Source organism: Dyella terrae, from assembly GCF_004322705.1.
GTDB lineage: Bacteria > Pseudomonadota > Gammaproteobacteria > Xanthomonadales > Rhodanobacteraceae > Dyella_D > Dyella_D terrae.
This window is the reverse complement of record NZ_SIZZ01000004.1, coordinates 108,476-120,586: the sequence shown is the minus strand read 5'-3', so window position 1 is coordinate 120,586 and position 12,111 is coordinate 108,476. Positions and strand designations below refer to the sequence as shown.

General features: G+C 61.6%; 11 protein-coding genes. 9 read left to right on the top strand and 2 right to left on the bottom strand.

Features of this window, described 5'->3' with window-relative positions:
* Window positions 1–49: 49 nt before the first annotated feature.
* Complete coding sequence (gene rnpA, locus EYV96_RS17955; RefSeq protein ID WP_131152969.1) at window positions 50–445, bottom strand: ribonuclease P protein component; 396 nt, start codon at window positions 443–445, stop codon at window positions 50–52.
* An 11-nt stretch (window positions 446–456) separates the two neighbouring features.
* On the bottom strand, window positions 457–594 hold the full coding sequence (gene rpmH / locus EYV96_RS17950; protein WP_019464789.1) for a 50S ribosomal protein L34: 138 nt from the start codon (window positions 592–594) through the stop codon (window positions 457–459).
* A 215-nt stretch (window positions 595–809) separates the two neighbouring features.
* Between rpmH and dnaA the strand changes: the two genes are divergently transcribed.
* The 9 genes from dnaA (at window position 810) to EYV96_RS17905 (ending at window position 11,368) form a co-directional block, all read left to right on the top strand.
* Window positions 810–2,168, top strand: a complete 1,359-nt coding sequence (dnaA, locus tag EYV96_RS17945) for a chromosomal replication initiator protein DnaA (protein WP_131152968.1) — start codon at window positions 810–812, stop codon at window positions 2,166–2,168.
* 258 nt (window positions 2,169–2,426) lie between these two features.
* The gene (gene dnaN, locus EYV96_RS17940) at window positions 2,427–3,527 is read left to right on the top strand and encodes a DNA polymerase III subunit beta (RefSeq protein WP_131152967.1); all 1,101 of its coding nucleotides are present in this window, start codon (window positions 2,427–2,429) and stop codon (window positions 3,525–3,527) included.
* Window positions 3,528–3,622: 95 nt separating this feature from the next.
* Entirely contained in the window at window positions 3,623–4,702 is a 1,080-nt protein-coding gene (gene recF, locus EYV96_RS17935; protein WP_131152966.1) for a DNA replication/repair protein RecF, read from the top strand.
* 77 nt (window positions 4,703–4,779) lie between these two features.
* Complete coding sequence (gyrB, locus tag EYV96_RS17930) at window positions 4,780–7,194, top strand: DNA topoisomerase (ATP-hydrolyzing) subunit B (RefSeq protein ID WP_131152965.1); 2,415 nt, start codon at window positions 4,780–4,782, stop codon at window positions 7,192–7,194.
* Window positions 7,195–7,562: 368 nt separating this feature from the next.
* A complete protein-coding gene (locus EYV96_RS17925; protein WP_205746206.1) occupies window positions 7,563–8,855 on the top strand; it encodes a tetratricopeptide repeat protein in 1,293 nt (430 codons plus the stop codon).
* Window positions 8,856–9,183: 328 nt separating this feature from the next.
* The gene (locus tag EYV96_RS17920; RefSeq protein ID WP_425478757.1) at window positions 9,184–9,729 is read left to right on the top strand and encodes an energy transducer TonB; all 546 of its coding nucleotides are present in this window, start codon (window positions 9,184–9,186) and stop codon (window positions 9,727–9,729) included.
* Between the two features lie 47 nt (window positions 9,730–9,776).
* Entirely contained in the window at window positions 9,777–10,529 is a 753-nt protein-coding gene (locus EYV96_RS17915; RefSeq protein WP_131152963.1) for a MotA/TolQ/ExbB proton channel family protein, read from the top strand.
* 11 nt (window positions 10,530–10,540) lie between these two features.
* Window positions 10,541–10,954, top strand: coding sequence for an ExbD/TolR family protein (locus tag EYV96_RS17910; RefSeq protein WP_131152962.1), 414 nt, complete (start codon window positions 10,541–10,543; stop codon window positions 10,952–10,954).
* Between the two features lie 6 nt (window positions 10,955–10,960).
* Window positions 10,961–11,368 (top strand): ExbD/TolR family protein, encoded by a 408-nt coding sequence (locus EYV96_RS17905; protein WP_131152961.1) that lies wholly within the window; start codon window positions 10,961–10,963, stop codon window positions 11,366–11,368.
* Window positions 11,369–12,111 lie beyond the last annotated feature (743 nt).

The following is a 12,111-nucleotide window of genomic DNA, read 5'->3' as shown; positions in this document are numbered from 1 at the left end:
GCAGATCCGGTAGGCACCGCGGCATGTCGCGGCGTGGGCAAGAGAAAGGTCAACGCGCGATTGTGCCGGTCGCGTCAGCTGGCTTCAACGTGAGGGCGACCTTGGAAGACAACAACTTCTTCCACATCAGGTCGATATCAGCCAGCAATTCAGGGCCGGACAGGCCGGCGGCGTGGTCGCGCGCCATCACCAGCAGGTCCACGGGAGGGAGCTGGTGTCGCACACGTCGGAAGGATTCGCGCAGGAGCCGCTTGAGTCGGTTGCGATCGACCGCGCGCTTGGAAACGCGCTTGGAAATGGCCAGGCCCAGCCTGGCGTGGTCGAGCCCGTTCTGGCGATAGCGCACAGAAAAACAGCGACCGCCGAGGCGGCCGCTGTCATTTCGCATCGCAGCGAAGTCACCGGCGCGACGGATCCGCGCCTCGCGCGGCAGTCCGGCACGCATATCGGTGCCCCTTACGGGATCAGGCGCTTGCGGCCCTTGGCGCGACGTGCGTTCAGGATCTTACGACCGTCGGCCGTGGCCATACGAGCACGAAAGCCGTGCGTGCGGGCGCGCTTGAGCTTGCTGGGCTGGAAGGTCCGCTTCGACATGGCTTCCTCCTATGTGTATGTGGATAAAAAGGTTGGAAATTATGGCGGGCATTTGAAGCCGTTGTCAAACCCTTGCTGCAAATGGGGTTTCAGACGGGTTCCCGTGGCCTGTGGATAAATGTGTGGATATGCTCTGGTGGAGACACGGTAAGGTGCTGTTAGACTTTCCGGTCCACCCCGCGCGCAAGCGCCCCTGCTGTGGTCGAAGAATACCCATGAGTGATCTGTGGCGGCGCTGTCTCGAGCGCCTCGAAGGCGAGTTGAGCGCCGAGGACGTCCATACCTGGCTGATGCCGTTGCAAGCTCGCGACGACACCTTCGGGTTGCAGCTGTTCGCGCCCAATCCCTACACCCTGGACACCGTGCGCGACCGTTACCTGAAGCGGATTGAGGCCATGCTGCAGCAGCTGACCGGCCACGACCTGCAGGTTCGCCTGGAAGTGGGGTCGAGTGCCGTGCGCATGCCGCCGCGCCCGGCCTCCGCCGTGCTGCCGCCCGTCCCGGCGCCGGCTCAGCCCTTGCCGGCCCCCGCGCCGGCCGCCCCGGTCGCGTTCAACCACAATCTGGACCCGCATTACACCTTCGAAACCTTCGTCGAGGGTAAATCGAATCAGCTGGGCAAGGCCGCCGCCATGCAGGTGGCCATGAATCCGGGCCGCGCCTACAACCCGTTGCTGCTGTACGGCGGCACGGGCCTGGGTAAGACCCACTTGATGCACGCCGCCGGCAACCTGATGCGCGAGCGCAATCCGGACTTCAAGGTCCTGTATCTGCGTTCGGAGCAGTTCGTCGGCGCGATGATCGAAGCGCTGCGCACCAAGAGCATGGACGAGTTCAAGCGGCGCTTCCGTTCGGTGGATGCACTGCTGATCGACGATATCCAGTTCTTCGCCGGCAAGGACACGACGCAGGAAGAGTTCTTCCACACGTTCAACGCGCTGTTCGAATCCAAGCAGCAGATCATCCTCACCTGCGATCGTTATCCCAAGGAAGTGGACAAGCTCGAGCCGCGCCTGAAATCGCGCCTGGGCTGGGGTTTGTCCGTGGCGATCGAACCGCCGGATTTCGAAACGCGCGCGGCCATCCTGCTTTCCAAGGCGCACGACAAGGGCGTGGCGGTAAGCGAGAACGTGGCGATGCTGCTCGCCAAGCGCATCCGCTCCAACGTGCGCGATCTGGAAGGTGCGCTCAACACGCTGGCCGCACGCGCCAACTTCTACGGGCGTCCGATCACCACGGAATTCGCCGAGGAAACGTTGCGCGACCTGCTCGCCACGCATGCGCAGGCAGTGACCGTTCCGAATATTCAAAAGATGGTGGCGGATTACTACCAGGTCCGCTTGCAGGATCTTCTGTCCAAGCGCCGCGTCCGTTCCCTGGCTCGTCCGCGTCAGATCGCCATGGCGCTGTCCAAGGAGCTCACCGAGCACAGCCTTCCGGAGATTGGCGAGGCGTTCGGCGGTCGCGATCACACCACGGTCCTGCACGCCTGCCGCACGATCAAGAAGCTGTGCGAAACCGATACCCGCATGCGCCAGGACTGGGAACAGTTGATCCGGATTCTCACCGGCTGATCGCGGAAAGTGCCGCGTGGTTGAATAAGCGCTTGAAAACAGGGTGTGGAAGCTGTGGATAATAGGTGGACGAAGCAGGGGTCCCCAGTTATCCACAACTGACCCACAGTAAGCGGGGCCATTCGAACACATAGTAAAAATCGCTCAAGTATTTGATTTTGAAGTGTTTTTGGCGATTTTAAAGTTATCCACGCCGCCTACCACCACCACATAACTTCTTTTAAAAAACAGAACAGCAGGTTTAGGGGAAGCGCCTACATGCAATTCAGCATCCAACGAGAAGCTCTGCTCAAGCCGCTACAGCAAGTGGTTGGCGTCGTTGAACGTCGCCAGACCTTGCCGGTTCTCGCGAATCTGCTGGTCAAGGTCGCCGACGGTCGTCTCTCGCTGACAGGCACGGACCTGGAAGTGGAAATGATCGCGACGACGGAAGCGGACAAGCTGGCTGACGGTGAAACCACCATTCCCGCTCGCAAGCTGTTCGACATCGTTCGTGCGCTGCCGGATGGCGCTCGCATCGATCTGAAGCTCAATGGCGATCGCGTTGCCATGAACGCCGGTCGTAGTCGCTTTACGCTCGCCACGCTGCCTGCCACCGAGTTTCCGACGATCGATGAGATCGAACTCGTTGAGCGCGTGACGCTTCCCGAAGAAGTTTTGCGTGATCTGATGGAGCGCACCGCGTTCGCCATGGCGAACCAGGACGTCCGTTACTACCTCAACGGCATGTTGCTGGATCTGCAGGAACACACGCTGCGCTGCGTTGCCACCGACGGCCATCGTCTGGCGTTGAAAGAAACCCAGCTGGACAGCAAGGTTTCCGCACGTCGTCAGATCATCATTCCGCGCAAGGGCGTGAACGAGCTGATTGGTTTGTTCGAAACGGGCGAAGGCCAGGTTGAGCTGGAGTTCGGCCGCAATCACCTGCGCGTTCGTCGTGGTGACGTGGTGTTTACCTCGAAGCTCATCGACGGCCGCTTCCCCGATTACGAGGCGGTGATTCCGCTCGGTGCCGACAAGTCGGCCACGCTGGACCGTGAAGTGCTGCGTAGCGCCCTGCAGCGCGCCGCGATTTTGTCGAATGAGAAGTACCGCGGTGTGAAGCTGGAACTGTCGCCCGGCAAGCTGCGCATCGTGGCGCATAACCCGGAGCAGGAAGAGGCCGTGGAAGAGCTGGAAGCCGAGACCGTGGTGTCGGATCTGGCTGTCGGTTTCAACGTGGGCTATCTGCTCGATGCGCTTTCGGCCTTGAAGGGCGAGAAGGCGCGCCTGAATCTTCGCGATGCGCAGTCCAGCTGCCTGGTGCAGGAAGACGGCACGGAGCAGGCTCGCCACGTGATCATGCCGCTGCGTCTGTGACAACCCATGACTGATCGCCGTCAGGCGCTTGGGTCAACGAGCAACGCCGGAGCCGTCAGTCGACGCTCCGGCGTTCTTGCTTTGTGGGGCCTGGCATGAGGTTCGAACAGTTGCGCATTCAGGGTCTCCGCTGCCTGGATGACGTGAGCCTGTCCCTCGGGGCTGGCGTGCACGTGTTCGCCGGGCCAAACGGGGCGGGGAAGACGAGCATCCTGGAAGCCGCGTTTTTGCTCTCCCATGGCCGTTCGTTCCGCTCCGGTGCGAAGGACGCCTTACTCCAGCGCGGTGCAAGTCGTATTTCGGTGTTTGGCGAAGTTCGCCACGATGACGGCGGGATGAGCCGGGTTGGATTGGGGCGGTCAGGTCAGCGTTGGGAGGCTCGACTCGATGGAGAGGCAGCGACGCTGGGTCAGATCGTGGGCGAGTGCGCGGTGGTGTGCTTTGAACCGGGCTCCCATGCGTTGATTGCAGGAGGGGCGGAAGAGCGGCGTCGGTATCTGGATTGGGGCGTGTTCCACGTGGAACATGAGTTCCTGATGCTGTGGCGGCGCTACCAGCGCGCGCTGAAGCAACGGAACAGTCTCCTTCGCGCCGCTCAGACGCCACCCGAGGCCATGTTTCTTCCTTGGGAAGCGGAGCTGGGACAAACCGCCGAGCGGATTCACCAGATGCGGTTGGCTTATCTTGAGCGTTTGCGCCCTTGTCTGGCGGCAAGCGTCGGAGGGCTTCTTCCCGAACTCGGCGCGGTTGAGCTACGTTTCAAGGCTGGTTGGTCCGATGACCGGGCGCTGCACGAGCAACTCGCCGAGCATCGGGGCAGGGATCTGGCGCGAGGTCACACCACCATGGGCGCGCATCGCGCGGACTGGGCGATCGCTTTTGAGCACGCCCCATTGCGTGAGCACCTGTCCCGAGGACAGGAGAAGCTGACGGCGCTTGCCTGCATGCTCGCCCAGGCTGAACTGTATGCCGCGATCCGTGGCGAATGGCCGATCGTGTGCCTTGATGATTTGGCTTCGGAACTCGATATAGCTCATCAGAGCGCCGTGGTGGCGCAACTGACCCAGGCCAGTGCACAGGTGCTGGTCACGGGAACCGAGCTCCCAGCCCCCTTACAGGGCCTCACAGCGCAAGTGTTCCACGTGGAACAAGGTCAGCTGGCGCCCCTGCTATAATCGACCCTTAGTGTCTCCACCCGGCTCTTTTGGCGCCATGCCGGGTGGTGTCGTTGGCGCCGGGAAACGGTCAAGGCATGAACGCATCCTACGATTCGAGCAACATCAAGGTTCTTAAAGGTCTTGAAGCGGTGCGCAAGCGCCCCGGCATGTACATCGGCGATACCGATGACGGCACCGGCCTGCACCACATGGTGTTCGAAGTCGTCGATAACTCGATCGACGAAGCCCTGGCTGGCTATTGCGACCATGTGATCGTCACGATTCACGATGACGGCTCGGTCAGCGTGTCCGACAACGGACGCGGCATCCCGGTCGGCATGCACCCGGAAGAGGGGCGTTCCACGGCCGAAGTGGTCATGACCGTGCTCCATGCCGGCGGCAAGTTCGACGACAACTCCTACAAGGTTTCCGGCGGCCTGCACGGTGTGGGCGTGTCCGTGGTGAACGCGCTCAGCTCGCACCTGTGGCTGACGATCTTCCGCGAAGGCAGCGAACACCAGCAGGAATACCGCCTGGGTGAGCCGCAGTACCCGGTGAAGGTCGTTGGGCCGTCAAGCAAGAACGGCACGACGGTACGTTTCCTTCCCAGCAAGGAAACCTTCTCGGATACCGAGTTCCATTACGAAATCCTGGCCAAGCGCCTGCGCGAGCTCGCCTTCCTCAACTCGGGCGTCACCATCGACCTGAAGGATGAGCGTGGGGAAGGGCGTCAGGACACGTTTGCGTACGAAGGCGGCATCAAGTCGTTCGTGCAGCACCTGGCCCAGCTCAAGACCGCGCTGCACCCCAATGTCATCAGCCTCAAGGCTGAGCAGGACGGCATCAGCGTGGAACTGGCGATGCAGTGGACCGACTCCTACCAGGAGACGATGTTCTGCTTCACCAACAACATTCCCCAGCGCGACGGCGGCACCCACCTGACCGGTTTCCGCGCGGCGCTGACGCGCTCGCTGCAGGGCTACATCGAGAAGGAAGGCCTGGCCAAGAACGCCAAGGTCGCCCTCTCGGGCGACGACATGCGCGAAGGCCTGATCGCGGTGCTGTCGGTAAAGGTGCCGGATCCGAAGTTCTCCTCGCAGACCAAGGACAAGCTCGTTTCCTCCGAGGTGAAAACCGCGGTGGAGCAGGCCGTCAACGAGAAGCTGGGCGAATTCCTGCTTGAGCATCCGGGTGAAGCCAAGTCGATCGCCTCCAAGGTGGTCGATGCGGCCCGTGCGCGCGAAGCCGCGCGCAAAGCCCGCGAAATGACCCGCCGCAAGGGCGCGCTGGATATCGCTGGCCTCCCGGGCAAGCTCGCCGACTGCCAGGAGAAGGATCCCGCGCTCTGCGAACTGTTCCTGGTCGAGGGTGACTCCGCAGGTGGCTCGGCCAAGCAGGGCCGTAACCGCAAGACCCAGGCCGTGCTGCCGTTGAAGGGTAAAATCCTCAACGTCGAAAAGGCCCGCTTCGACAAGATGCTTTCCTCCGCCGAAGTCGGCACGCTGATCACCGCGCTCGGCACGGGCATCGGCAAGGAGGAGTACAACCCGGACAAGCTGCGTTACCACCGCATCGTCATCATGACCGACGCGGACGTCGACGGCTCGCACATCCGCACGCTGCTGCTGACCTTCTTCTACCGCCAGATGCCCGAACTCATCGAGCGTGGTCACGTCTACATCGGCCTCCCGCCGTTGTACAAGGTGAAGCAGGGCAAGCAGGAGCTGTATCTGAAGGACGATGCCGCGCTCAACGGCTATCTGATCTCCAGCGCCGTCGATAACGCTGAGCTGATCTACAGCCCGAGTGCACCGCCGATCAATGGCGAGGCGCTTGAGAAGCTGCTGCGTGACTATCAGGTCGCGCTCGATCAGATCGAGCGTCTGGGCCATCGATTTGATGCCAACGTGCTGACGGCCCTGCTCGAGCACACGCCCGTTGAGCCTTCGCTCTGGACCGATGAAGCGGCCATGCAGGCATGGCTGCAGGGCGCGGAAAAGCGCCTCGCTGCCAGCGGTCTCGGCAAGCCGCGCTATCGCCTCGCGTTGCGTCCGGCCCACGACGAACAACCCGCAGCCGTCGAAGTCGTGCGCGATCAACACGGTCTGAGCCACACCTGGCTGCTGCCCCAGCCGTTCTTCACAGGTTCGGAATTCCGACCCATCCTGCAGATCAGCCAGCAAGTGGCGGGCCTGGTCCAGGCGGATGCGGTCGCCCGTCGCGGCAATGCTTCGCGTGGAGTACTCAGTTTTGCTGAAGCCCGCAGCTGGCTCCTCGACGAAGCCAAGAAGGGGCGCACGATTCAGCGATTCAAGGGCCTGGGCGAAATGAACCCGGAACAGCTGTGGGAAACCACCGTCAATCCGGAAACGCGCCGCATGCTGCAGGTGGGCATCGAAGACGCCTTCGCCGCTGACCAGATGTTCTCGATGCTGATGGGCGAGGCCGTGGAACCTCGTCGCGACTTCATCGAAGCCAATGCGCTGAAGGTCGCCAACCTGGACATCTGATCGACCCGGGTGCGTGCTGCTGGTGTCCTGCGACGCCGGCGCCACGCACCCTTTTATTTCCGGGGCTGTACCAACGCATTAGTGCATTAGCTCAACCAGAGGCTGAATCAAGGCTTCGCCACATCCGCCGATATGCTTGCGGCCCGGTGTTCCCGTGAGGCAAATCAGACTAATCCATGGGATGTCCGAACATCCCTACATGGCATCCGTGACAGCCATTAGTCGTAGGATCAAGGGTCTTTGATGCAACTTATTGATTTTTAACAATCTTTAATGTCGCGCTGCGACTTGTTATCTGGGGCGCTATCAGGTTACGCTCATTGATCCCCCACGCACCCATGTGCGTGAAACCTTACACGAGGACTGCCATGAAGCACGCTCCCCTGGTCAAGATGCTTGCCGGTGCAACGCTTGCGTTGACGTTGGCCAGCAGCCCGGTCATCGCGCGCGACAGCGCCCCTTCGAAAGAAAAGAAGGAAGTGCTGTACCCGAATGCAACGCGTACCGAGCCGAAGCTGGACCTCACCAGCGAGAAAGATCAGAAGGCCCTGAACGACGGTCTGGACGCGGTCAACGCGCAGGACAAGGCCAAGGCTGAGCAGATCCTCCAGCCGATCATCGACAGCAGCAAGAGCAAGTACGCCCAGGCGCTCGCCCTCCAGGGCCTGGCCAACCTTCACTACAACGAAGGTGACGTGAAGGGTGCGATCGACCTGCTCAAGCGCTCGCTCGACAACGGCATCCTCCCGAACGACACGTACTTCCAGCTGCAGTACATGCTCGCCCAGTTCTATCTGAACGACGAGCAGTACCAGCAGTCGATCGACACCATCAACAAGTGGCGCGCCGACGGCAAGAAGGAAACCGCCGAGTCGTACGCGCTGCAGGGCAATGCCTACTATCGCCTCGAGAAGTACCCGGAGGCGATCCAGGCCATCCAGAAGGCTCAGTCGCTCACCGACAAGCCGCAGGATTCCTGGAACCAGATCCTGATGGCCAGCTACTCCGAGTCCGGCCAGGGTGAAAAGGCCGCCGAGCTCGCCCAGAAGCAGCTCGCCGCCAACCCGAACGACACCACTGCCATGAACAACGCCGTGGCCGTGCTGATGCAGTCGCAGAAGTATCCGGAAGCGATCAAGCTGATGGAGAGCGCGAAGGCCAGCGGTGCGTTCAAGACCGAAAAAGACTACGTCAACCTTGCCAAGCTCTACCTGGTCACCGGCCAGGACAGCAACGATCCGAAGCCGAACGCCGCCAAAGCCGTCGCGGTTCTGGACGAAGGCATGAGCAAGGGCGCGGTCCCGGCCAGCTACGACAACTACAAGCTCCTCGGCGACGCCGCCTATGTGGCGGAGCAGCCCAGCAAGGCGCTCGACGCCTACAAGAAGGCCATGCCGCTCGGAAAGGATGGCGAAGTCGCCGTTCGTGCCGGCCAGCTGATGCTGAGCGAAAACAAGTTTGGTGAAGCAAAGACGCTGATCCAGCAGGGCATCGACAAGGGCGTGCAGCGTAAGGGCACCGCCTACATGTTGTTGGCCGAAGCCTGCCGCGGGCTCAAGGACAAGCCGGGCGCCATTGCAGCGATGCAGAAGGCTGCTCAACAGCCCGAGACTGCCGACAAAGCCAAGGCTTGGCTGAAGCAGGCAAACGCGGGCAAGTAAGGCTCGCCTAAGGCGATTGCAAGCCTCCTGGGGTGAGCAGATAGACGTCCATTTATCTGCCCCTCAGGTGCTATACAAACGCCATAGGCTGTTGTACCGTTGAAACCTTTCCGTGTTCGTGTCCAGTGGCAAATGTCATCCCAAAGTGGATGGGGTTCGCCGCTCCGTGTCGTGACCACGTCATATCGATTGTCTAGCTCCAGATTAGTGACAGATGGCCTCAAGTAACGAAGCAACCGGCCAAGGGCCGTTCAATTGGAGGCGTACCTGGGCGCTGGCTGTTGCCATCGCGCTGCATGCGTTCGCGTTCCTGTTGCTGGTGGCGCCTATGGCCCCGCCGAAGCAGGAGCAGAAGCAGAAGGAACGCATTGTCCAGGTGAATTTCATCGAGCCGCCGCCGCCGCCACCGCCGCCGCCGCCGCCGCCGCCGGAACCGCCGAAGGCACCGCCGCCGAAGATCATTCAGCAGGTGAAGCCGCCGCCGACCCCGCCGCCGCCGGCACCGCCGCCGGCTGTGGAGGAAGCGTCGACCAACGCGATCCCGGCACCGCCGCCCGCGCCGCCTGCTCCTCCGGCTCCGCCTGCGGACATCACCGCCAGCTCCGATCTCAGCTATAACAGCCGTATTCAGCCCAAGTATCCGCCGCAGGCTATCCGCCAGCGTCACGAGGGCACGGTCACGCTGATGATCCTTGTTGGTGTCGATGGTTCGCCTAAGGACATCAAGGTGGAAACGTCCAGCGGTTACCGTGAGCTGGATCAGGCCGCGATCGAGACAGCGCGCAAGTGGCGCTTCAACCCGACGATGAGAAATGGTCAGAAGGTTGAGGGCTATGCCCGCGTCCCAGTTAACTTCAATCTCTCTCAGCTGTAATTTCGATTACAGACCCAGTTCACGCTTGACTTTCCAAGGGTAGCGTTATGTTCCAACAGACTCCTTCTCCGACCCCGGGCGCGGGTGGCACCACCAACGCCGAAGCCATGAAGTCGATGGGCTTCGACCATCTGATCCACAACTTCGATCCGCTCGGCTGGATCGTGTTCGTGGTGCTGGTGGTGATGTCCTTCGCCTCCTGGTACTTCATCATTGCCAACACCATCCGCAACGCCATGGTTCGTGGCCGCGCCGACAAGGTGATCAACGGCTTCTGGACCAACGGTTCGACGCAGGATGCCATCCGTGAGCTGGAAGCCCAGCCCAAGGGCGAACCCTTCTCGAAGATCGCGCTCGACGCCGCTTCGGCCGTGGCTCACCACCAGCAGGCTTCGGCCGGCGGCGGTCGCCTCGCTGAGTCGCTGAGCCGTTCGGAGTTCATCGACCGCGCCCTGCGCCAGGCCGTGGCTCGCGAGAGCCTGCGCCTCGAAGGCGGCCTGACCCTGCTCGCCACGGTCGGTTCGTCGGCACCGTTCATCGGTCTGCTTGGTACGGTGTGGGGCATCTACCACGCGCTGATCAAGATCTCCGCTTCGGGCAACGCTTCGATGGAAGCTGTGGCCGGTCCGGTGGGTGAAGCTCTGATCATGACCGCCTTCGGTCTGTTCACCGCTATCCCGGCCGTGCTTGCTTACAACTTCTTCAACCGCTCGAACCGTCTGACCTACGCTCAGTTCGACGAGTTTGCGCACGACCTGCACGACTTCTTCGCCACCGGCGCTCGCGTCGAAGGCAAGTGAGGGATTGACCCATGGCGATGAGCACTGGAGATAGTTCCGGCGGACCGATGTCGGAAATCAACGTCACGCCGCTCGTCGACGTGATGCTGGTGCTGCTGATCATCTTCATGATCACCGCGCCTCTGATGTCCCACCGTATTACCGTCGACCTCCCGACTGCCAACCCCAAGACGGCAGACAACGAGTTTGTCGAACCCATGGATCTGGCCGTGAAGCCCGATGGCACGATGTACCTCAATGACGTTGAGGTGACGGAAGCCGAGCTGAAGGCCCAGTTTGCGGTTGCGGCGGCCAAGTCGCCGCAGCCCGAACTGCAGATCCGTGCCGACAAGACGACGGAATACAAGGTCGTCAAGAAGATCCTGGCTAGCGCCAAGGAACAAGGCATGGTCCATGTCGGTTTCATTACGACCGGCAAGGAGTAAGCAGAGATGGCATTCAGTTCTGGAAGTGGCAAGGGCCCGATGGCTGACATCAACGTCACGCCGCTGGTCGACGTGATGCTGGTGCTGCTGATCATCTTCATGATCACGGCCCCGATGCTTACGCACAAAGTGAAAATCGATCTTCCGCAGCCGAATCCGAATGTGATTCAGCCGGAAAATCCGCCGGACCCGATTCGTCTGAAGATCGACCAGTCGGGCGCGTTGTACTGGAACGATACGCCGGTCGACGAGCTGGGCCTCAAGGCTCAGATCGCGGTGATCGCCAGCCAGGCCAACCAGCCCGAACTGCAGATCAATGCCGATGACGGCGTGGCTTACGAGCATGTGGCCCGCGTCCTGGCCGATGCAAAGAGCTACGGTCTGACGAAGATCGGCTTTACGGAAAGTCAGTGATCCGGTAACGGATCAATGCAACACTACCCGGAGAAACCCCCGCGCAAGCGGGGGTTTCTTTTTGCGCGAAAGGAAAGTCCTGGGCCAGCCCCGCGTTTCCGCCAACCCGTTCCATGATGGCTGACCCGCACGGTCGCCCATGAAAGAGCGTGCCGAGGTCCGATCACGTGGCCGCCGCTCCCCTTACCGCCCCGGCAAATCAGTGCGCCCATGACGAACCCGGGATGGGGCGCCGTCGGGTTGCTCCCCATTTTCGCGCAGCCCTCACTGGTCAACATTCCGCCTTTGGAATCGGCACCCACGGGCACTCCTCGTTCTCAGCTCGCAGCCTTGTCCGGCCCACTCCCGTCCCGGGACGCATAGGGGGCTCTCCCCACTTTCCAAACCCAGCGCTCCTGGCTCTCCCCTATTTCTGCCACGGCACTTGCAGACCTCCTCCCCATTTTTGAGCCTTTCCCCGCTTTCCCCGCTTTCCCCGCTTTCCCCGCTTTCCCCGCTTTCCCCGCTTTCCCCGCTTTCCCCGCTTTCCCCGCTTTCCCCGCTTTCCCCGCTTTCCCCGCTTTCCCCGCTTTCCCCGCTTTCCCCGCTTCTCGCCATCCCTGCCGCCCCGGGCCTCCTCGAATTTGCAGACACTTTCTGCAGCATTTTCCGGCACTTGCGCGTCCCCTCCCGACGGGTCCACGCTATGGATGCGGGTACGGGCACTCATTTGGGCGCATCGACAAGGAAGGCCATCCATACGG

What these genes read in the sequence shown, in the direction of transcription:
- rnpA (WP_131152969.1), bottom strand. Translation starts at nt 445, where the DNA reads ATGCGTGCCGGACTGCCGCGCGAGGCGCGGATCCGTCGCGCCGGTGAC.
- rpmH (WP_019464789.1), bottom strand. Translation starts at nt 594, where the DNA reads ATGTCGAAGCGGACCTTCCAGCCCAGCAAGCTCAAGCGCGCCCGCACG.
- dnaA (WP_131152968.1), top strand. Translation starts at nt 810, where the DNA reads ATGAGTGATCTGTGGCGGCGCTGTCTCGAGCGCCTCGAAGGCGAGTTG.
- dnaN (WP_131152967.1), top strand. Translation starts at nt 2,427, where the DNA reads ATGCAATTCAGCATCCAACGAGAAGCTCTGCTCAAGCCGCTACAGCAA.
- recF (WP_131152966.1), top strand. Translation starts at nt 3,623, where the DNA reads ATGAGGTTCGAACAGTTGCGCATTCAGGGTCTCCGCTGCCTGGATGAC.
- gyrB (WP_131152965.1), top strand. Translation starts at nt 4,780, where the DNA reads ATGAACGCATCCTACGATTCGAGCAACATCAAGGTTCTTAAAGGTCTT.
- EYV96_RS17925 (WP_205746206.1), top strand. Translation starts at nt 7,563, where the DNA reads ATGAAGCACGCTCCCCTGGTCAAGATGCTTGCCGGTGCAACGCTTGCG.
- EYV96_RS17920 (WP_425478757.1), top strand. Translation starts at nt 9,184, where the DNA reads ATGGCCCCGCCGAAGCAGGAGCAGAAGCAGAAGGAACGCATTGTCCAG.
- EYV96_RS17915 (WP_131152963.1), top strand. Translation starts at nt 9,777, where the DNA reads ATGTTCCAACAGACTCCTTCTCCGACCCCGGGCGCGGGTGGCACCACC.
- EYV96_RS17910 (WP_131152962.1), top strand. Translation starts at nt 10,541, where the DNA reads ATGGCGATGAGCACTGGAGATAGTTCCGGCGGACCGATGTCGGAAATC.
- EYV96_RS17905 (WP_131152961.1), top strand. Translation starts at nt 10,961, where the DNA reads ATGGCATTCAGTTCTGGAAGTGGCAAGGGCCCGATGGCTGACATCAAC.